The sequence below is a fragment of the Pseudomonas sp. B21-015 genome (genome assembly GCF_024749285.1).
Taxonomy (GTDB): Bacteria; Pseudomonadota; Gammaproteobacteria; order Pseudomonadales; family Pseudomonadaceae; genus Aquipseudomonas.
Map to the genome: position 1 here is coordinate 3,175,506 of NZ_CP087196.1, position 20,759 is coordinate 3,196,264.

20 protein-coding genes are annotated in these 20,759 nt (G+C 59.7%); 1 reads left to right on the plus strand and 19 read right to left on the minus strand.

Features of this window, described 5'->3' with window-relative positions:
• Position 1: 1 nt before the first annotated feature.
• From LOY38_RS14080 to LOY38_RS14150, 15 genes are all read right to left on the minus strand, one after another.
• Positions 2-442, minus strand: coding sequence for a GNAT family N-acetyltransferase (locus LOY38_RS14080; protein ID WP_258700549.1), 441 nt, complete (start codon positions 440-442; stop codon positions 2-4).
• Positions 390-2,012 (minus strand): glycosyltransferase family 39 protein, encoded by a 1,623-nt coding sequence (locus LOY38_RS14085; RefSeq protein ID WP_258700550.1) that lies wholly within the window; start codon positions 2,010-2,012, stop codon positions 390-392. The genes LOY38_RS14080 and LOY38_RS14085 overlap by 53 nt, the downstream gene beginning before the upstream one ends.
• Positions 1,985-3,364, minus strand: coding sequence for a UDP-glucose/GDP-mannose dehydrogenase family protein (locus LOY38_RS14090; protein ID WP_258700551.1), 1,380 nt, complete (start codon positions 3,362-3,364; stop codon positions 1,985-1,987). Before LOY38_RS14090 ends, LOY38_RS14085 begins: the two co-directional genes overlap by 28 nt.
• The gene (arnF, locus tag LOY38_RS14095) at positions 3,361-3,774 is read right to left on the minus strand and encodes a 4-amino-4-deoxy-L-arabinose-phosphoundecaprenol flippase subunit ArnF (RefSeq protein ID WP_258700552.1); all 414 of its coding nucleotides are present in this window, start codon (positions 3,772-3,774) and stop codon (positions 3,361-3,363) included. The genes LOY38_RS14090 and arnF overlap by 4 nt, the downstream gene beginning before the upstream one ends.
• On the minus strand, positions 3,771-4,115 hold the full coding sequence (arnE, locus tag LOY38_RS14100; protein ID WP_258700553.1) for a 4-amino-4-deoxy-L-arabinose-phosphoundecaprenol flippase subunit ArnE: 345 nt from the start codon (positions 4,113-4,115) through the stop codon (positions 3,771-3,773). The genes arnF and arnE overlap by 4 nt, the downstream gene beginning before the upstream one ends.
• Positions 4,112-5,761 carry a lipid IV(A) 4-amino-4-deoxy-L-arabinosyltransferase gene (gene arnT / locus LOY38_RS14105; RefSeq protein ID WP_258700554.1) on the minus strand — a complete coding sequence of 550 codons (1,650 nt, stop codon included), beginning with the start codon at positions 5,759-5,761 and terminating at the stop codon, positions 4,112-4,114. Before arnT ends, arnE begins: the two co-directional genes overlap by 4 nt.
• Entirely contained in the window at positions 5,758-6,645 is an 888-nt protein-coding gene (arnD, locus tag LOY38_RS14110) for a 4-deoxy-4-formamido-L-arabinose-phosphoundecaprenol deformylase (protein WP_258700555.1), read from the minus strand. The genes arnT and arnD overlap by 4 nt, the downstream gene beginning before the upstream one ends.
• Positions 6,642-8,636: a bifunctional UDP-4-amino-4-deoxy-L-arabinose formyltransferase/UDP-glucuronic acid oxidase ArnA gene (arnA, locus tag LOY38_RS14115; protein WP_258700556.1), complete on the minus strand. Its 1,995-nt coding sequence runs from the start codon at positions 8,634-8,636 to the stop codon at positions 6,642-6,644. Before arnA ends, arnD begins: the two co-directional genes overlap by 4 nt.
• Positions 8,633-9,652 carry an undecaprenyl-phosphate 4-deoxy-4-formamido-L-arabinose transferase gene (gene arnC, locus LOY38_RS14120; RefSeq protein WP_258700557.1) on the minus strand — a complete coding sequence of 340 codons (1,020 nt, stop codon included), beginning with the start codon at positions 9,650-9,652 and terminating at the stop codon, positions 8,633-8,635. The genes arnA and arnC overlap by 4 nt, the downstream gene beginning before the upstream one ends.
• A complete protein-coding gene (arnB, locus tag LOY38_RS14125; protein ID WP_258700558.1) occupies positions 9,649-10,797 on the minus strand; it encodes a UDP-4-amino-4-deoxy-L-arabinose aminotransferase in 1,149 nt (382 codons plus the stop codon). Before arnB ends, arnC begins: the two co-directional genes overlap by 4 nt.
• Positions 10,798-11,275: 478 nt before the next feature.
• A complete protein-coding gene (locus tag LOY38_RS14130) occupies positions 11,276-12,346 on the minus strand; it encodes an ABC transporter ATP-binding protein (protein WP_258700559.1) in 1,071 nt (356 codons plus the stop codon).
• Entirely contained in the window at positions 12,343-13,824 is a 1,482-nt protein-coding gene (locus tag LOY38_RS14135; RefSeq protein ID WP_408980630.1) for an ABC transporter permease, read from the minus strand. Before LOY38_RS14135 ends, LOY38_RS14130 begins: the two co-directional genes overlap by 4 nt.
• Positions 13,825-13,945: 121 nt before the next feature.
• Positions 13,946-14,962, minus strand: coding sequence for an iron ABC transporter substrate-binding protein (locus LOY38_RS14140; protein ID WP_258700561.1), 1,017 nt, complete (start codon positions 14,960-14,962; stop codon positions 13,946-13,948).
• Between the two features lie 238 nt (positions 14,963-15,200).
• Positions 15,201-15,389, minus strand: coding sequence for a hypothetical protein (locus LOY38_RS14145; protein WP_258700837.1), 189 nt, complete (start codon positions 15,387-15,389; stop codon positions 15,201-15,203).
• 187 nt (positions 15,390-15,576) lie between these two features.
• Complete coding sequence (locus tag LOY38_RS14150; protein ID WP_258700562.1) at positions 15,577-16,257, minus strand: histidine phosphatase family protein; 681 nt, start codon at positions 16,255-16,257, stop codon at positions 15,577-15,579.
• A gap of 180 nt (positions 16,258-16,437) precedes the next feature.
• On the opposite strand from LOY38_RS14150, the gene LOY38_RS14155 reads away from it, so the two are divergent.
• Positions 16,438-17,286, plus strand: coding sequence for a HAMP domain-containing sensor histidine kinase (locus LOY38_RS14155; protein ID WP_258700563.1), 849 nt, complete (start codon positions 16,438-16,440; stop codon positions 17,284-17,286).
• Between the two features lie 6 nt (positions 17,287-17,292).
• On the opposite strand, the gene LOY38_RS14160 is transcribed toward LOY38_RS14155, so the two are convergent.
• From LOY38_RS14160 to LOY38_RS14175, 4 genes are read right to left on the minus strand one after another with little or no spacing between them, the layout of a single operon-like run.
• Complete coding sequence (locus tag LOY38_RS14160) at positions 17,293-17,847, minus strand: membrane integrity-associated transporter subunit PqiC (RefSeq protein WP_258700564.1); 555 nt, start codon at positions 17,845-17,847, stop codon at positions 17,293-17,295.
• A 16-nt stretch (positions 17,848-17,863) separates the two neighbouring features.
• A complete protein-coding gene (locus LOY38_RS14165) occupies positions 17,864-19,519 on the minus strand; it encodes an intermembrane transport protein PqiB (protein WP_258700565.1) in 1,656 nt (551 codons plus the stop codon).
• On the minus strand, positions 19,500-20,156 hold the full coding sequence (locus tag LOY38_RS14170) for a paraquat-inducible protein A (protein ID WP_258700566.1): 657 nt from the start codon (positions 20,154-20,156) through the stop codon (positions 19,500-19,502). Before LOY38_RS14170 ends, LOY38_RS14165 begins: the two co-directional genes overlap by 20 nt.
• Entirely contained in the window at positions 20,153-20,749 is a 597-nt protein-coding gene (locus LOY38_RS14175; RefSeq protein WP_258700567.1) for a paraquat-inducible protein A, read from the minus strand. Before LOY38_RS14175 ends, LOY38_RS14170 begins: the two co-directional genes overlap by 4 nt.
• Between the last annotated feature and the right edge of the window lie 10 nt (positions 20,750-20,759).

Below are 20,759 nucleotides of genomic sequence, written 5' to 3' on the forward strand. Positions count from 1 at the left end.
GCTAACGCAGCTTCAAACGCATCGCACAGCGTCGCTCCCCTGGCAAACCGTGGTTGATTTCGTTGTTCAACACCGACGTTAAACGTGGGCCGATTTCAGCCGGGCTCAATGTTTCAAAGCCGAACCGCCGATAAAACGGTTCATTCCAGGGTAAGTCGCGAAACGTGGTCAAAGTCAGAGAGTGGAGTTCTCGTTTGTCTGCGTGTTCGAGTGCCGTTAACAACAACTTGCGGCCAGCGCCCTGGCCCTGAAACTGTTGCCTGACAGACAGTTCATGAATATGTAGCTCCATACCGGGCTTTATGTAGGAGCTGCCGCAGGCTGCGATCTTTTGATCTTGATCTTCAGCAACATCGAAGCGGCCAAAAAATCGCGACCTTCGGCAGCGCCTACAAGGGGGGCGTGTGCAGCAACACGAAATCGTTTTTATCGAAACGCCCACTCAACACTGGTTGCAAGTTGCCCAGGCGAGTGCCTTGCAGGGCCTTCAGGTCGTTGCGGTCCATCATCAACCAGGCCGAGCCGGGCAGGGCCTCCAGTTCCTGAATGGATTCTGTGAACACCGGTTGCAAATCCTGCTCGATATTGACCATGAACTTGATCGCCTTGGCGTCCTTGCCCATGCCGTGCAGCACCAGCGGCGCCGGGTCTTTCTGTACCTGTGCGAATGCCGCTCGACTGAAGGTTTGTGTGTCGTAAAGCTGACGCTCGACCGGTTCAAATACCAGGATGTACACCGACCACAGTGCCAGAACCGCGCAACAGGCCAACACCTCGGCCCGCCAGTGGGTGCGGAACCACGCCGTCAGCGCGATGATTTGCAGGGCTGCAAGCACGATCAATACCGGCACGAAGGCAGGCGGTTGTGCTGGCAGACGCCACAGAGCGATCAGCAATGCGACGATCAACACCCCCGGAATCAACAACCATAGCCCTTGCATCAAACCCCGCAACCAACCGAACACCCGACCCTGTGCCACCTGAAACGGGTACGCCGCAATGATCGCCGCCATGGGCAGCATCGGCAGCAGGTAACGGGCTTTTTTCGCTTGGGGAATCGATAAACCAATCATCACGATCAACCCGGCTGCCGTGCAGTATTGCAACAGGCGCAATGCCGGACCGGCCCGCCGTGGGTTCGTCAGCCAGACCGCGGCCAATGCCAGCAGCGCCAGCGGATAGGCGAGCGCATAGTTGCCTAACGACGCGGTGAAGTAATACAGCGAACCACTGACGCCTTCACTGCCGTCCATGCGCCCCATGAACTGCATGCGCACCACGTCCTGCATAAAGGCCGTTCCACCACTGGCTTCGGCCAGCCACAGTAATGCGCCGACGCACACCGGCAGCAACACCGCCGCCAACAGACCGAAACCGAACAACCGCGACCACTGGCGATTGAGCAGGTAGTAGCTGCACAGCATGCCGGTGGGGATTACCAGCCCGATCGGCCCGCGAATCCCGAAACCTAATAACAGTAACGCAAAGATCAGCGGCCACCGACGGGGCATTGCGAAATGATCAGCGGCGTACCCAAGGTAGAACACCGAAAAGGCGACGGCCGCCAGCATCAGGTCCTGGGACACGGCACGGGTTTCAGTGACAAACGTACTGGTGAGCAACATCAGCGCGATGCTCAGCAGCGCCCAGCGTGTGGAGCAGGGCGCGAGCAACCGGTACATCAACGTGACGATCACCGCGGCGCCGATGGCGCTCGGCAACCAGGCGCTGAGGCTGTTGACCTGCCCGAACGGCAGCGACAGCAACCAGACGAACAACGTCGACAGCGCCGAGTAATCAGCATAGGGCTGGCCATAGGTGGTCGGGAAAAACGACGGCCCGTGGCGCAGCATCTCCTGGGCGAACAGCACGAACCGCGAATCGAAACCGATCGCCGTTTGCTGATACGCCCCGGCGATGAACAGCATCAGCGTCAGCAGCCCGAACCCTAAGGACTGCCGACGAATGCCGGGCGATACCGCACTCACGCGACGACTGAGGCCGCTGGCCATTGCTGATGGGGAATCGGTAACTTGCACGATTCACCGCGGCCCATCGGGAAGTACAGGAAACCGCTGCGGGCCAGGCGCTCGGCGTCGTACAGGTTACGCCCGTCGAAAATCACCGGTGCATTGAGACGTTGCTGGATCAGGTCGAAGTCCGGCGCCTTGAACTGCTGCCATTCGGTGCAGATGATCAACGCGTCGGCCCCCGTGAGGACCGATTCCGGCGTGCCCATGAGCATCAGCTTCGGTTCGTCAGGATAAAGGTGTTGGGTTTCCTGCATGGCTTCCGGGTCGAACGCCCGCACATTGGCCCCCGCAGCCCACAGCGATTCGAGCAGCACCCGACTCGGCGCATCGCGCATGTCGTCGGTGTTGGGCTTGAAGGCCAAGCCCCACACGGCGAAGGTCTTGTCGCGCAAATCACCCTTGTAGAAGGCATTGATACGTTCGAACAGTTTGTGTTTCTGCCGCTGGTTGATGGCTTCCACCGCTTGCAGCAGGTCGCTGTTGCAATGGGCTTCTTCGGCGCTGTGAATCAGTGCGCGCATGTCCTTGGGGAAACATGAGCCGCCGTAACCGCAGCCGGGATAGATGAAGTGGTAACCGATGCGCGAATCGGCACCGATGCCCAGTCGTACCGATTCGATGTCGGCACCCAGGTGTTCGGCCAGTTCGGCGATCTGGTTGATGAAGCTGATTTTGGTCGCCAGCATGCAGTTGGCGGCGTATTTGGTCAGCTCGGCGCTGCGCAGGTCCATGAACATGATGCGGTCATGGTTGCGGTTGAACGGTGCATAGAGGTCACGCATCGCGTCGCGCACCTCATCGCCTTCACAGCCGATGATGATGCGGTCCGGGCGCCGGCAATCGGCCACGGCCGAACCTTCTTTCAAAAACTCCGGGTTGGAAACGATATCGAACTGCAATTGCCGGCCGGCCTTGAGCAGGTACTTTTCGATATGGGCGCGCAGCGTATCGCCGGTGCCCACCGGCACCGTGGATTTCTCCACCAGGATTACCGGCTGTTCACGATGACGCGCCACCGCTTCACCCACGGACAACACGTATTGCAGATCCGCCGAACCATCCTTCCAGGACGGCGTGCCGACGGCAATGAACAGCACCTGGCCATGTTGCACCGCGAATTTTTCGTCCGAGGTGAAGTGCAGCCGCTTGGCTTCCAGGCTTTCACGCACCAGGCTGGCCAGCCCCGGCTCGAAGATGCTGACGTGGCCCTGTTGCAGCAACGCAACTTTTTTCTCGTCAATGTCCATGCACACCACGTCATGGCCGACTTCAGCCAGGACGGCAGCTTGCACCAGGCCAACATAACCGCTACCAAATACACTGATTTTCATGAAGCACTCCTGATAGTGGGCGCGCGAGCAGGTCGAGAGTTGATAGTGATAACGCCGAGGATGACCAGCGCCACCCCCAGGGTTTTTGAAAGACTGAAGGCTTCGTTGAACAACGGCAGGCTGGCAGCCAGCACATACACCAGCGCGTAGCTGATGCTCAGCAGCGAATAGGCCCGGCCCAGGGGCAAATCCCGCAGGGCGGCGAGCCAGGTAAGCATCGACACGGCATAGGCGAGAATGGCGGCCAGCACGACGGCCACGGCGGACACATTGATGCTGCCGTTGCTCAAGGCAGGTAACCATTGTTCGGGATGCGGCAAGCGGGTCATGCTCCAGCGCATGCCCAACTGTGCGGCGCTGCCCAGCAACACGCTGCTCAGCGCGAAGGCGAGTCCGCGACGCAGGCTCATGCCTGCTGCCCCAGCAACGCCACGCCACCGATCACCAGCGCCACGCCCAACCAGTGACGGCGGTCGATGACTTCGTGAAAGACGAAACGGGCGACCAGTGTGATCAGCACGAAATTCAGGCTGAGCATGGGATAGGCGATTCCGACTTCGAGACGCTGCAACACCAGCAACCAGACCAGCAAGCCCAACCCCAGAGAGACGAGCGCCAGCCACAGCCAAGGCGAGCGCAGTTTCTCGCCCCAGCCCAAGGTCTTGCCACGCCAGCTTTCCACGGCGTACTTCTGGGCGATCTGGCCCAGGCAAGTCAGCAGGCAGGCGGTCAGTAGCAGCAACAGGCTCATGACGCGTCCCGAGGGAAGATCAGAATCACCAGGTTACCTTGTTCATAACGTTTGCCATCCTTGGGCAGCCGTTCGATTTCTTGCAGTTCGTCATCCCCCTTGACCCGCATCACCACGCCGACCGAGCCACTCTGGCGCGCTTCGCGCATCCACTGTTGTACGTCATTGAGGTCGACCCGCCGTTGTATGCCGTCAGGATAGGCAAGGCCATATTTCAATTCTCCTATCGTGTTGTACAACGCCACGTCGGGGCGTTTCAGGCGCCAGGCCAGGGCTGAGGCGGCGCCCAAGTCATTGCTCAACAGCTTGCCGGTCTGCGCCAGCTCCTCGACGTGTTCGAGGATGAACTGATCAGGCATCTTGTTCGCCACCACCGAGTCGGGCAGCCCGGCCGGCAGCAAGCCGATCAGCAGCAAACTGCCAAGCGCCGGTGCCGCCCAGCATTGCAAAGGGCGGAAGGCTTGCAGGAGGTTGGCCATGATCCAGCCGATCAACCCGATGAACACCAACACCAGGTTGTGCAGTTCGTGGGTGTACAACGGTTTTTTCAGTTGCAGCCAGACCAGCGCAATCAGGACGATCAGGCCCAGCGTCAGGTTCAGCAGGCCATTGATCCCCAGCACTCGGCCCTGCTCCAGCTTCAGACGATCCGCCAGGGTATGACCCAGCAGCAACGCCAGGGGCAGCAGGCAGGGAATGATGTAGGTCGGCAGCTTGCCGTTGCTCAAGCTGAAAAAAACCAACGGCATCAGCAGCCATAGCAGCAGGAAAGCGATACTGGCTTGACGCCGGGTCTGCCAGGCCTGTTTCAGCGCCGATGGCAGCAACGCCGCCCATGGCAGGCTGAACGCCACCAGCAGTGGCAGGTAGAACCACCAGGGGGCATCGTGTTGGGCGTCATCCCCGGCGAAGCGGCGAATGTGTTCGTGCCAGAAGAAGAACCGCCAGTAATCGGGTTCCTGTGAGTGCACCGCCAGGGCCCAAGGCAGGCTGACTGCGATGGCCACGACGATCGCCAACGGGCCGTAAACCAACAGTTCACGCCAGCGTTTTTGCCAGAGCATCCAGGGCAGGGCGACCAGCACTGGCAACAGCCAGGCGAGAAAACCCTTGGTCATGAAGCCCATGCCGCAGGCCAGCCCCAGCACCGTCCAACCGAGCAGACGCGGGCCACGGTTGACGCTGTCCAGCGCAAACCACAAAGCCACCAGACTCAGATTGACCCAGAAGGTGAATTGCGGATCGAGGTTGGCGTAACCCGCCTGGCCGGCAATCACGGTGAAGCTCATGTACAACAGCGCGCAGGCGAAACTCTTGCGCGGCTCGTTCCACAGCCGGTGGGCGATCAGGTAACACAGCAACACGCTCAGCCCGGTGCTCAGCACCGAGGCGATACGCACGCCAAACAGATTGTCGCCAAACAGCGCCTGGCCGATGGCGATCATCCAGTAGCCCGCGATCGGTTTTTCGAAGTAACGCAGGCTCATGAAGTGCGGCGACACCCAGTTACCGCTCAGGAGCATGTCCTGGCTGATCTGGGCGTAACGGGTTTCGTCGGGAATCCATAGGCCGTGAGAGCCCAGCGGCAACAAGTACGCCAGCGCCAGAACGACCAGTAATAACGGTAATGCCCAGGGTTTGCTCATGCGCCTTGGACCCCTAGCCAGCCTTCACGCCCCTCAAGGGTGCCGCGTACGACCCGGCCCTTCGGCAAAGTGGCGGGGGCCTCGGGCAGCAGATCGCCCAAGGGTTGGAAGTGAATGTCACGTTGGCGAGCATCGGCCAGTAGCTGGCGAAAATCGTTGGCCATCAGAATCCCTTCTACTTCGGCATGGATAGTGTAGACGTTGAGTTTTTGCGGGGAAAACCGCTCAAGAATGAAGGTGTTGAAGTCTTTGGCTGCGACGGTCGGGCCGACCACCTCATCGAAGGTCGGCAGGTCCACCGGAATCTGCGGTGCCCCCGAACTGCCATCGGCCAAGGTCGGCCGGAACAGGCCCTGGCCTCGACAATCGCTGTTGTAGCGAAAGCCGAAACCCTGCTTGGCCTCGATCACACGCTCGTCCGCACGCCAACCGGCAGACGCCGAGCATTCGACTTTTTGCCCGAGGATGTCACTGAGGCTGTCGACGCCACGGCGAATCTGCTCGATCAGTTGCGCCTGGCTCCAGCGTCCGGCATTGGCCTGCCAGCCGTGGTGATCCCAGGCGTGCAGGCCGACTTCATGCCCGGCCGCCTGGGCCTGACGCATCAGGTGCCCGAGGTCGCGACCGATCGGTTTGCCCGGCCACGCGGTGCCGGCTAGCAAAATGTCCCAGCCATACAGGCCGGCAGCATTGGAACGAAGCATCTTCCAGAGAAACTGCGGACGGATCAGGCGCCACAAGTGGCGCCCCATGTTGTCTGGTCCGACGCTGAAGAAAAACGTCGCCTTGACCTGTGCTTCATCGAGCATTTCGAGTAACCGAGGCACCCCCTCACGGGTGCCTCGGTAAGTGTCGACATCGATTCGAAGGCCTGCCTGCGTCAACGTTTTTTGTCCGCGATTTCGAGCATGGCTTCGCGCAAGAAGAAGTCCAGCGTGTTGCCGATGGTCTCGCTCATCTCCACCGTAGGTGCCCAGTCAAGCAGACGTTTGGCGTTGGCGATGCTCGGTTTGCGGTGAGACACGTCCTGATAGCCCGTGCCGTAAAAAGCCTTGCTTTCCACATCGCGGAACCCGGCGAATGGCGGGAAGTTGTCACGCAGCGGGTGAGCATCGAACTGACGCAGCAGTTCTTCGCCCAACTGGCGAATGCTGGCTTCGTTGTCCGGGTTGCCGATGTTGATGATCTGACCGTTACAGGCGTCGTTGTCGTTGTCGATGATCCGCGCCAGGGCTTCGACGCCATCGGCGATGTCGGTGAAGCAGCGTTTTTGCTCGCCGCCGTCGAACAGGCGAATCGGCGTGCCTTCCACCAGGTTCAGGATCAACTGGGTGATGGCCCGGGAACTGCCGATGCGCGCCGAGTCCAGACGGTCCAGGCGTGGTCCCATCCAGTTGAAAGGGCGGAACAGGGTGAAGTTCAGGCCTTTCTGGCCGTAAGCCCAGATCACCCGGTCGAGCAGCTGCTTGGAGATCGAGTAGATCCAGCGTTGCTTGTTGATCGGCCCGACCACCAGGTTGGAGCTGTCTTCGTCGAAATTGGCGTCCTGGCACATGCCATAGACTTCGGAGGTCGACGGGAAGATCACGCGCTTGTTGTATTTGACGCAGTAGCGAACCAGTTTCAGGTTTTCTTCGAAATCCAGTTCGAATACGCGCAGCGGATTGCGGGTGTACTCGATCGGCGTGGCGATCGCCACCAGTGGCAGGACCACGTCGCATTTCTTGATGTGGTATTCGATCCACTCCGAGTGGATGCTGATATCGCCTTCGACGAAGTGGAAATTCGGATGGCTGCGCAGGCGCTCGATGGCGTCCGAGCCGATGTCCAGGCCGTACACTTCATAGCGGTCGTCAAGCAGCAGGCGCTCGGACAGGTGATTGCCGATGAAGCCGTTGACGCCAAGGATCAGCACTCGGGTGCGACGCGGTGCACGGCCCGATTCGGCGCCACGCAGCACCGAGCCATCGACCAGCCCCAGTTCGTTGGCCAGTTGCGGGCCGCTCAGGTACAGACCGTTGTCGTTACGCTGGCCGGCGTTGATCACCAGCGAGTCTTCACCGCAGGCGATCCGCAACGGATCGACGCTGATGACCCGGCCCGGGGCGTGGCCTTCGTTGCCCTTGACGACGTCGGCGCTCCAGACAATCAGCGTGTGCTCGCCCACGGCACAGAACGCACCCGGGTAAGGCTGGGTCACGGCACGCACCAGATTGAACAGCTCTTCGGCGGGGTTTTTCCAGACCAGTTTGCCGTCCGCCGGGGTGCGACGGCCAAACACCGTGGCTTTGGATTCGTCCTGTGGGGTTTCGCTGGTGTTGCCCTGAAGCAGTGCGGGCAAGGTGTCGCGCAGCAGATCGCTGGCGGCCAGGCGCAATTTGCCGTGCAGGGTCAGCGCGGTGTCGGTGCGCTCGATCGCCACCCGTTGCTGGGCGATGATTGCGCCGGCGTCGGCACGTTTGACCATGCGGTGCAGGGTCACGCCGGTTTCGGTTTCACCGTTGACCAGCACCCAGTTGGCCGGTGCCCGGCCACGGTAACGCGGCAGCAACGAGCCATGCAGGTTGAACGCGCCTTTGCTGGCCGTGGCCAGCAGCGGTTCGCTCAGCAGATTGCGGTAGTAGAACGAGAACAGGTAATCGGGGTTGAGCTTGCTGATGCGCTCGATCCACAGTGGGTGATTGGCGTCTTCCGGGGCGTGTACCGGGATGCCTTTGCGGGCGCACAGTTGGGCAACAGAGCCATAGAAGGCGTTTTCCTTCGGATCATCGGCGTGGGTGAACACGGCGGCAATCTCGAAACCCGAGTCGAGCAGGGTTTCGATGCCGGCACAGCCAATATCGTGATAGGCAAAGACAACAGCTTTTACACTCATGCGAGAACCTGACCTGAAGAAGTGGAAGTGAGACCGTCAACGGTGACAACGGGAGCAGGGGCAGCGGGGGTGCTACGCAGAACCTTTTCAATGAAGAACCGTGGGCGTGCCCGAACGTCGCTGTACATGCGGCCCAGGTACTCACCCAGCAGGCCCATGCCGATGAATTGCCCACCGGTGAAAACGAACAGCACGGCGAACAGGACGAACGTACCGCCGCCGGCCCAGCCGGCACCGAAAACCAGGCGCAGCACAACCAACGCGATGGCGAACAGCACGCCGAGTGCCGCCATGCCGAAACCAACGATACTCAGCAGGCGCAGGGGCGTAGTCGTCATGCAGGTGATCAGGTCGAACATCAGGTTGATCAGGCGCATCGGGCTGTATTTGGATTCGCCGTGTTCGCGCTCGGCGTGGGTTACCAGAATTTCGGTGGTGTGCCGGGCGAAGCTGTTGGCCAGGATCGGGATGAAGGTGCTGCGTTCGCGGCAGGCGAGCATGGCGTCGACGATGGTCCGGCGATAGGCGCGCAGCATGCAGCCGTAATCGGTCATGGCGACGCCGGTGGAGCGCTGCACGGCCAGGTTGATGAGCTTCGACGGCCAGCGACGCAAGGCCGAGTCCTGACGGTTGTTACGCACTGTGGCAACCACGTCGTAGCCCAGTTCGGCCTGAGCCACCAGCCGCGGGATTTCTTCCGGCGGGTTCTGCAGGTCGGCGTCGAGGGTGATGACCACATCGCCCTTGCACTGTTCGAACCCGGCCATGATCGCCGCATGCTGGCCGTAATTGCGGTTGAGAATGACCGCCACCACCGGGCTGCACTCGCGACTGGCAGCGTCCTCGAGGATTTGCGCCGAGTTGTCGCGGCTGCCGTCGTCGACCAACACAATTTCGTAGTCCTGGTGCAGTTGCTGGCACGCCGCTTCGGTGCGCCTAAGCAACTCGGGCAGGCTGTCTTGCTCGTTGTAGACCGGGATGACGATTGATACGCAACGGATCGGATAAGGTTTCACAGGCTTCTGTCCAGTGTTTTTTCAATGGCGCCGACGACACGATCGACATCGTCGGTGGTCATGTCGGGGAACAACGGGATCGAACACAGCCGCGCCGAATTCCATTCGGTGTTGGGCAGGTAGATGTTGGGGAAACGCTGGCGGTAGTAGGTGTGCAGGTGGGTAGCGATGAAGTGAATGCCGGTGCCGATGTTCTGTTCCTGCAAGGCCTTCATGAACGCCTTGCGGTCCAGCCCGCAACGTTCGGTGTCGATGCGCAGGATGAACAGGTGCCAGGCGTGCTGCTGGGCATACGCTGGAATGGCCAGCGGTTGCACCGGCAAGCCTTCGAGGCGTTGCAGGTAGGTCTGGGCCAGTTCCGTGCGCTTGGCGTTGATCGCGTCCAGACGTTCCAGCTGCACCAGGGCGATAGCCGCGTTGATGTCGGCCAGGTTGTACTTGAAGCCGGGCTCCATCACCTGGGCCTGGGGTTTGCGGCCGTGGGTCAGGCGGTCGTAGGCGTCGACGCCCAGGCCATGAAACTTGAGCATGCGCACCCGAGTGGCCAGCGCTTCATCATCGCTGACGAACATCGCGCCTTCGGCGCAGGTCATGTTCTTGATCGCATGGAAGGAGAAGATCGCCGTGCCCTGAGCACCGACGTGCCGACCTTTGTAGAAGGTGCCCGCCGCGTGAGCCGCGTCTTCGATAACAGCGATGCCGTGTTTGTCGGCCAGTGCGTAGAGCGGATCGAGGTCGAATGCCGCGCCGGCGTAATGCACCGGAATGATGGCCTTGGTGCGCGGCGTGATTGCCGCTTCGATGCTCGCCAGGTCGCTCATCAAGGTGCCGCGATCAACGTCGACGAAAACCGGCGTCGCGCCGAGCAGGCAGATCATGTTGGCGGTCGACACCCAGGTCTGCGACGGTGTGATGACTTCGTCGCCGGGACCAATGCCCAATGCCAGTAACGTGATATGCATGCCACCGGTGGCCGAGGACAATGCGACGGCATGCCGACAGCCGACATAATTGGCGAAGTGTTCTTCCAGTTGCAGGTTTTTCGGCCCGGTAGTGATCCAGCCGGAGCGCAGTACTTGCTCTACCGCAGCAATTTCTTCCTCGCCGATACTGGGGCGAGAGAAGGGGAGAAACGCCTGACTCATGGGCACCTCGGAACTGAAAAAATAAATAGCCTGGCAGGCGAAAATGTTGGATCCAAGATCAGCGTAGACGATAAAAAAAAAGCGGCATCAAGCAGTTGCCAGAAATTAGTGATAAATCACATTGCTTGATTTTTCTTGTCGTGACCGGCAGGTTCGACGCTATCAAGGCGCCATCTCGTATCCATTGAGGTTAAGCGCGATTTTGTGAAAGGAACATGAAAACCCGGTAGGTGATTCGTTTATTTGAAACCCATACAGGCACTGTTCAGGCTTCTACCGTTTATCGCGCTTTTTGTAGGAGAGGGCGTACAGAAGTGTCCGCCTTAATGGACTTGTGCTGCGTTGCTTAGTTGTTTTTTGAACAGTTTTTATTCAAGGCGATTTCGTTTGACTGACCTGTTACCGATTCAATCGCTTAATAACCAACCCGTTAACCCCAATGCCAGTCAGTCAAGACGCGGTCCATGTAGGAGCGGGCTTAAGGTTCGCTCAGTACATGGGCATGGCCGATGGTCGACACATGAACCTCGCTGCCAGCGGGTGGCGCGTGCATGCCGGAACTGCGCACCAGCAATGAACGACCCGGGCGTTCTGCCGCTGCCAACGACTGCAATTCCACGGTCAAGGTGCAGGTGTTACCCCCGAAATCGCATTCGGTGACCACACCGCGACAGCCGTCCGATTGCGCCAGCCCCTGGGGTGCGCTGGTCACCTGAAGTTGCTCGGGGCGCAGCATGATTTGCGCTGATTTGTTATTTCTGTGGTTGTTGACCGGTATACGACCCAGATCGCAATGGGCCCAGCCCGCTTCGATTCTGGCCGGCATGACCACGGCATCCCCGAGAAACAGGGCGGTTTGTTCATCGTCGGGATAGCGGTAAAGGTCCAGCGGATGACCGGATTGCACTAACCGGCCCTGACGCATCACCGCCAACTGATCGGCGAACGACAATGCTTCACTTTGATCGTGCGTCACCAGAATGGTCGTGACACCGGCGTCTGCCAGAAGCCGTGCGACCAATTTGCGCATGGCGGCGCGCAAGCCGGTATCGAGCGCCGAAAACGGCTCATCCAGCAACATCAACCGTGGTTGTTGCGCCAGGGCCCGGGCCAGCGCGACACGCTGTTGCTGGCCACCGGAGAGTTCATGCGGCCAACGCTTGGCCATGCTCGAATCCAGCGCCACGCTGTCCATCAACTCAGCGACACGTTCCTGCTTGGCAACGCCCTTGGCCGCAAGCCCGAAACCGATGTTGGCGGCTACGGTCATGTGCGGGAACAGTGCGCCATCCTGCGGAACATAGCCGATCAACCGCTGATGCGCGGGTACCTCGTGGGTGCTGTCGACCAGCATCTGGCCATTGAGCGAAAGGCTGCCCGAGTCCGGGAATTCGAAACCGGCGATCATTCGCAGCAAGGTGGTCTTGCCCGAACCGGACGGGCCGACGATAACCGTACGGCTTCCTGTCGGTACCGACAGGCTGATGTTCTCCAGGGCTCGGTGAGAACCGTAGGACTTGCAGATCGAGTGGAGTTCAAGAGCGTTCATCGGCCAGCCGTGCGTTTGGATTGGTGATAAAGAAGTCCGGTCAACGGAAGCGACAGCAGAATCATGAGCAAGGCATAGGGCGCAGCGGCGGCATAGTCGATTTCACTGGTCATTGCCCAGAAACCGGTGGCCAGGGTGCGCGTGCCATTGGGGGCGAGCAGCAGGGTCGCGGTCAACTCATTGCTGACCGCCAGAAACACCAACGCGGCGCCAGCGGCAGCACCGGGTGCGGCCAGACGCAGAGTGATCAGCCACAACGCCCGACCGGGCGAACGGCCGAGGCTGCGGGCCATGTTCTCCAGCTCCACCGGCGCCTGGGCGATGCCCGCGCGCAAACTCACCAGGGCGCGGGGCAAAAACATCAGTAAATAAGCCAGCAGCACCGTGACGGTGGTCTGGTAAATCGGCCGGGCAAAATGAATCGTCAGGGTCACCAATGCCAGCGCAACGACAATTCCCGGCAACGCGCTGGTAATGTAGTTGCAGCTTTCCAGCACGCGCTGCAACGGGCTCGGCGAGCGAATCGACAGCCAGGCAATCGGGATGGCCGCGCAGGTGGTAATGAGTGCGCCGGCAGCTCCGAGCGTGAGCGTTTGCTGTAGCGCCGGCAGAAGTTCGCTTAAGTGCCAGACTTGCGCGCCACCGGCTATCAGCCACTTGCCAAGGGTGACCAACGGCACACCGAGTGCCAGAACACAGGTCATTCCTTGCAGCATGAGCGCGAGCAGGGTGGTGCGTACATTCAGGCGCACGATCCTTTGTTCGCGCGCGCTTCCCGACCCGACCCGGGCGTAACGCGCCGTGCCGCGGGCAGCCGACTCGGCCGTCAGCATGGCCAGGCAGCAGAGTGCGAGGACGCCGGCCAGCATATGGGCGGCAGGCCCGTTGAAGGTGGACTTGAACTGATCGAAGATGGCCGTGGTGAAGGTGTCGAAGCGGATCATCGCGTACAGACCGTACTCGGCCAGCAGGTGCAGCCCCACCAGCAAGGCACCGCCGCAGATGGCCAGGCGCAATTGCGGCAACACCACGCGAAAAAACACTGCCCAGGGCTTGAGCCCCAACGACTCGGAGACATCTTCGATGGCCGGATCGAGCCGGCGCAAAGTCGCCGCTATCGGTAGGTAAAGAAACGGGAAATAGGCGATGACCGAAACCAGAACGCCGGCAAACAGCCCATGAATTGGTGGGACCAGGCTGACCCAGGCATAGCTGTGTACGAATGCCGGTACCGCCAGCGGCGCCGTCGCCAACAGCGACCACCCGCGTCGTCCCGGCATGTTGGTGCGTTCCGTCAACCAGGCCAGGGCCAGCCCGAGTGCGATGCACAAGGGAATGGTGAGCAACACCAGCAACACGGTGTTGATCAGCAACTCGCCGACGCGTGGGCGCCATACCAGCGTCACAAGCGTCGCCCAGCCTGTCTGCACCGACACGCCGATGACGAAAGCAATCGGCAGTAACGCCAGCAACGACATCAGCACCGACAAACCAATCACCCATGCGCCACCGCGGCCCGCGAAGACACCGCGAGAACGTGCGCGCAAGTTTGCAGAGGTCGGCGCAACGACCTCTGCCGGCAGAGTTTCGGGAAGCAATTTAGAGCAACCCGGCCTGGGTCATCAGCTCTACCGCCTTTTTGCTGTCGAGTTTCGAGACGTCGACAGTCGGGGCGTCGAGTTGCTGCAACGGTACCAGTTTCGGATTGGACTCTGCGTTTTTGCCCACGGCGTATTCAAACGAGTTGCCAGTCTTGAGGATCGCCTGGCCGTCTTTGCCGGTAATCCATTTCAGGAAGGCCTGGGCCTGTTCCTTGTGTTGGCTGGAAGCCAGAACACCGCCACCGGACAGGCTGACGAAGGCACCTGGATCCTTGTGTTTGAAGTAGTTCAGCGAGGTGTTCTTGCTGTTTTCGCCAGTCTTGGACTGATCGACGAAGCTGTAATAGTGATAGATCACGCCGCTGTCGATCTGACCTGCATTGACCGCCTTGAGCACAGCGCTGTTGCCCCGGTAGGCAGTGAAGTTGGTTTTCATGGCTTTCAACCAGTCGAGGGTAGCGGCTTCACCCTTGAGCTCCAGCACGGCGGCGACGATGGCCTGGAAGTCGGCACCGGCCGGCGAAGCGGCCCAGCGGCCTTTCCAGTTCGGCGCGGCGAGGTCCATCAGCGATTTTGGCAAGTCCGCTTCGGCCAGCTTGCCCGGGTTGTAGACGAACACCGTGGAGCGTGCGGCAATCCCTACCCATTTGCCATGCGCCGGACGATAGGCCGCGCCCACTTGTTCCAGCGTGGTCGGCGCAACCGGTGCAAACAGCCCCGCGTTGTCGACCAGCACCATGGCCGGGGAGTTTTCGGTCAGGAACACGTCGGCCGGGGAGCCTGCACCTTCCTGCACGATCTGATTGCCCATCTCGGTGTCGTCGCCATTGCGCACGGTCACTTTGATGCCGGTTTCCTTGGTGAAGCCTTCGACCCAGGATTTGGTCAGGCTTTCGTGTTGAGCGCTGTAGACCACGATACCGTCAGCCTGCGCGGCGGCATACACGTGACCGGCGCTGAGGAAAGCAGTGGTCAGCAATGCTTTTTTAAGGAACGAGGGGATGCGGGAAATCATTCTGTAGACGGCTCCTGTTTTTTTAGTCAGCACGCGCGGATTCACTAGCGGAACAATGCGAATCATTTGCATGTTTGAGTCGCCGCGAATGTAGAGCGCCAAATGAGAAAAAAACGTCAAAAAAACCTTTAATAGATGTCATTTTGATTTCAACGGAAAAACCCGAACCGACGCTGTAGCGGACAAATTTCCAACGATATTGTCGATCAGAATAAGGTTTTCTGTAGGGAGGACCACGTCAGGGTTGGCTTAGCGGGAATATCAGAATCTCCAGGTTGCCGCGCTGGTAACGCTTGCCATCGATGGGCAACAGCTCGACTTCCTGTATTTCCGCGACACTGTTAACCCGCATCACCACGCCGACCGCGCCTTTTTTGCGGGTCGTCCCAGGGGCGGCGGGGTGGGGCAACAAGTTATTGGACGTCATGACTCGACCTTGGCACAGAAGGAGGTTATTCCGCTCGGTGCACGCTTGAACTAGCGAAACTTCTTACATAAAGCAACGCAATAACGATTTGGACTACAGAAGTTACGCCAGCCATCTAATGGTTACGGACTAGTTATAGTCCGCCCGAACAAAAACACTTTCTTGGTATCGACGTTTCTTGCCACGGTTATTGTTTCAAGGCTTTATCGTGCAACAGCGTCTGCCAGTCAGTGGCATTCACAATGCCGAGTACCTGAGGTTGCCCATCGGCGGTAATTTGCACGAACAAGGCACTGCCATACTCACTGGTCGTCGCGTGCTCGAAACCGGTCTGGGCTTCGAAATCGCTGATGCAACCGCTGTGCGTGACCAGCACCAGATTTCGATGGGCTTGCTTGTGCGCCACCACATCGTTACGCAGGGTTTTGCCACAACTGACCAGCCAGTCCTGGGTAACCGCGTCTTTGCCGAACATGTAGTGCGAGGTTTGCGCCGTGCGGGTAGCCGGGCTGCTCAACACATCGGTCTGCGCCATGCCCAACTGCATAAAACCTTGCCCCACGGCTGTTGCGGCAGCACTGCCGATTTGAGTAATGCCGTCGGCGGGGCCAAGGCACGGGTTGCCGGAGCGGTCGCAACGCTCGGCATGACGAACCAGCGCCACCACTTCACCGGCTTGCCAGCGATGGACCAGACTGCTGGTCACTCCGGATCCGGCAGTCCCCAGATTGACCGGAGATCTGGGCCACCAGACAAACCCCATCACCAGCGCGGCGATGACCAGAGCCGCCGCTACTGCAACCAGTTTGATGAGCCGCGATGTAATGATTCGTGCCGTTGGCAGTTTGCGCGATACATAATTAACCACGTTTTGTTCATCCGTCGGTACGCAATAGAGAACAACTTTCAAATACGACCCTGCGTAACAACGCTTGAAGGGCAATGGAAAGACACTAGTTCAAGGCAGGTGTCGGAGTAGTGAAAGGGATGTGAAAATTTTGCGTAGAGGAATTTAACTGCTTATTTGGTTGGTTGGTTGTTGCAACACTTGTCTTGTACACCACGTACAGTGGTCGCCGGGTGGACCCATCAGCCGGAGAAGGACGAACTGTTTTTCATCCAGGACGGCCCGGGGGCGATGGCGCTGGATACAGAACTGGCGGCGCTTGCACCGGGTTTTCAGGAAATCCTCTACGCGGGTACGAAGTACTACGCCATGGTGAACATGGTGGGCGGTCGCAAATACGTTTTGTTGCGAGACCGGCGAAGCGTCGAACAGCGTGAACAGGTGCTGTTCTCGGTGGTGGTCGTCGGGTTCGTCTTGAGCAGCCTGCTGGCGGTTGTGTTGGGGCGGTTGCTGGCCAGGCGCGTGATGGCGCCAGTCATTCGTCTCGCGCGCCAGGTACGTCATCGCGATCAGTTGCTGGAAATGGACCCTGCGCTTCATCCCGACTATGCGGTTGACGAAGTGGGAGAGCTGGCGCTGTCCTTCGATCAGACCCTGGGCCGGTTACGTGAGGCGCTGGGCCGGGAAAAACGCATCGAGTTCATCTACGACGACGAACACATTTCGTCGGATCGCCATAACGTGACGTTCCTGCAATCGGTCATGGGCAATTTGCTGCGCAATGCCTGGCATTACACCGATCACGGCTACATCCGCCTGACCTTGCGGGCGCACGGCTTCAGCGTCGAAGACAGCGGCATAGGCATCCCGAAAGAAAAACGCCAAGCGATGTTTCAACCCTTCGTTCGCGGTGACGAGCGCCGGGGAGAAGGCCTGGGGTTAGGTCTTTCATTGGTCCAGCGGATTTGTACCCATCAGAATTGGCGAGTGGAACTCAGTAGCCTTCAGCCCAACGGCTGTTGTTTCACCGTCGAGCTGGAAGGCGCCTGATGACCGTTATTTGACCGCCGGACAGTTTCTCGATGTGCTGGCGACGGCTTGGCTGATGGTGGCAGCCAAGCGTTTCACATTGTTCTGATGGGCCACCACCAGGTCATCGATACTCGCGCCGGAAGGGGTCTGCAAGGTGCTGCGGCAGGTGACCGATGCGGCATCGCCTTCGCCGAGATTGCGCAGGCGCCATTTGACGTCGATCAATGCGTACTGACCGGGTATCGAATCAAAACGCTGAACCTCCAGTCGCAACGATACTTTGCGCTGCGGGTTACTGTTGACCAATTGATCGACCAGGGCACTGCGCAATTCATCCGACAGGCTCGCGCCCCACCATTGTGTTTCGAGGATTGCCAGGCCGGCGTTGCCCTGACGAATGACGATCTGCGGGCGGTCGACCTGGGGCGGCACTGTGATGCTTTCGATCTGGATGTCCGCTGCGCCGCTTGCACCACTCGGATGAGCCGGGGTCAGGGTGTGGAATTGAATCGGATCACTGCGGCAAGCGGTGAGCAACAACAACGCAGTGACCAGCGTGATCTTCAGCGAAAAAGCCATGGTGTAGCTCCTGTGGTCAGTTGCGCGGTGGCCCTTGCAGATCCATCGGCGCGGCATTGTCGGGGCGGCCGCGAATCAGCGATTCCGGATGCCGGCCCATGTAGTCCAAGAGTTCACGCAACGAGCGCGACATGCGTCCGAGTTCGTCCAGGGTCTGGCTCAGTTGTTCCCTTTGCGGTGAGTCCTCGGCGAGGGTCGAACTGGCCGATTGCAAGGTCTTGCTGACGTCCGCCAGGGTAGTCTGCACGCCGGGCAGGGTCCTGGCGTTGAACTGTACGAGGCCCTTGCGCAGTTCGACGAGGTTGCTGTCGAGGTTGCCGGCAATGCGTTCGATGGGCAGTTGGTTGATCTTGTTGATCATGCTCTCGAGTTTTTCCTGCAACTGCTCGAGGCTGCCGGGAATGGTGGGAATAACGACGGGGCGGGCGGTCGGATCGAACACGACTTTCTCTGCTTTGGGGTAGAAGTCGAGCGCGATGTAAAGCTGACCGGTCAACAGATTGCCGCTGCGGGCCTGGGCTCGCAGGCCGTTGTCGATGAAGCTGCCCATCAGTTTTATGCTGGCGGCTTCGTCATTGGGATCATGATTCAAGGCCTTAAGCATCTTGGTGTGGGCCTGGCCGAGTCGTTGCGGGTAGATCACGATGCCGACATTGAGCGGAAAGCTGCGTTTCTTCGCGTCGAAGTCCAGATTGATCGCCACGACTTTGCCAATTTCGACGCCGAGGAATTCCACCGGTGCATCGACCTTGAGCCCGCGCAAGGCCTGATCGAAACGCAGGCTCAGGTACTGTGCCTTGCCGTTGGGCGGGGCCAGAGCGGTTTGCTCATCCTCGAACAGGTCGAAGGTATTATCCTCGACGGCCGCTTGATCGTTGGGGCTGTATTCCGGCGCGCGGAACGCGATGCCGCCCACCAACAGGGCCGACAGGGACTCGGTCTTCACCGCAAAACCGTTGGCGCCAACATTCACATCAATACCACTGGCGTTCCAGAACCGCGTATTTTCGGTGACATAGGCATCGTTGGGCGCGTGGACGAAAACTTCGATGTTCACCCCTTTGCCGTCGGCATCCAGCGCATACGCCACCACTTGCCCAACCGGGATCTTGCGGTAATAAACGGGGGAGCCGATGTCCAGCGAGCCGAGGTCCTGAGTGTGCAGCATGAAGCGTTTGCCCGGCTCGCCATAGGTAATGGGCGGCGGGTTTTCCAGCCCCGTGAAGTGTTTGGAACGGGCATCGGCCTGGCCGATGTCAGCACCGATGTAATCACCCGAGAGCAAGGTATCGATGCCCGAAACGCCGCCGGCACCGATACGCGGCCGCACGACCCAGAACTGCGAGTCTTTACGAGTAAAGCTTGCAGCCTGTTTGTCGAGCTGGATCGTGGCGTTGACGCTTTTCTGGTCGCCGCTCAGTTTCACCTCCGAGACATGGCCGATGACCACGTTGCGGTATTTGACCTCGGTCTTGTTGGCCGTGAGACCGCTGCCAGTCTTGAACGTGACAGTGATGGTCGGACCTTCCTGCATCCAGCTGTGCACCACCAGGGAAATGCCCACCAGCACGGCAACGATCGGCACGATCCACACCAGCGACACGCTGAAGCGACGGGTCTTGATAGCGGCCTGGCCGGGGGCTTGCGGCACGTCAGTGGCTTGGGACTTCATCCGTGAGCTCCTCATTGGGTGGGTTGTTCAGCTCTGTATCCCAGATCAGCCGCGGATCGAAACTCATCGCCGACAGCATGGTGAACACCACCACCAGACCAAAGAACAGAATGCCCTGGCGCGGTTCGATATCGCCCAGGGCCTGGAATTTCACCAGTGCCGCGACTAGCGCGACGACAATCACGTCGAGCATCGACCAATAGCCGATCAGCTCGACGAAACGGTACAGCTTCGAACGTTCCTTGCGAGCCCAAAGGCTGCCGCGTTGCACCGTGATCAGCAACAGGGAGAGCGCAACGAACTTGATGCCCGGCACCGCGATGCTGGCGATGAAAATGATCAGGGCAATGTCCCACGCACCGTGCGCCCAGAACTCCAGCACACCGCTCATGATGGTGCTGTCGGAGCCGTTGCCGAACAGACTGGTGTTCATGACCGGCAATAGATTGGCCGGGATATAAAACACCAGTGAGGCCAGCAAATAGGCCCATGTGCGGGTCAGTGAGTTGGGTTTACGGGCATGCAGTGGCGCGCCGCAGCGTTCGCACTCTTGAGGTTGATCGGTCATGTCACAGGCCATGCCGCAGCTGTGGCACAGGCACAGGTTGAGTTCGCTGGCGAGCGGCGGCCTGTTCATAGCCTGTCCCACAATTCACGCACATCGCGCCCGGCGATGCGGATCAGCAACAGGCTGAGGACGGCCAGGGCAAACAGGCCGATGCCGGGCAGCACATCCAGCAACCCGGCGAGTTTGAACACCGCGACCATGGCCCCCAGCAGGCAGACTTCCAACATGCTCCAGGGCCTGAGGGTTTCCAGCCAGCGCATGCACAGCTTGAAGCCGGGCGAGCGTCGGGAGGTGAGGGCGAAGCTCAACACCCAGATCAGCAGGAGCAGTTGGAACACCGGTGCAATGATGATGGAAATCGCCGCCACCAGTGCAATAAAAGTAATTGGCCCCTGGCTCAGCGCCACCACCGAATCCCAAAGTGTCGCACTGTTTTTCATGCCCTTGAGGCTGATGCTCATGACCGGATAGAAATTGGCGAAAGTCCACAACACTGCCGCCGTGAAGCTCAGCGCCAGACGCTGTTGCACCGACAAGCCGTTGTAGCGCTGAAGCACGCCGCCGCAGCGGGTGCAGAGGGCTTTTTGATGTTTGGCGAGCGTGACTTTTTCATACACGCAGTCGCAGTGCTCGCAGATGATCAATGAGTCAGTCGTCGCCATGGGCCGCACT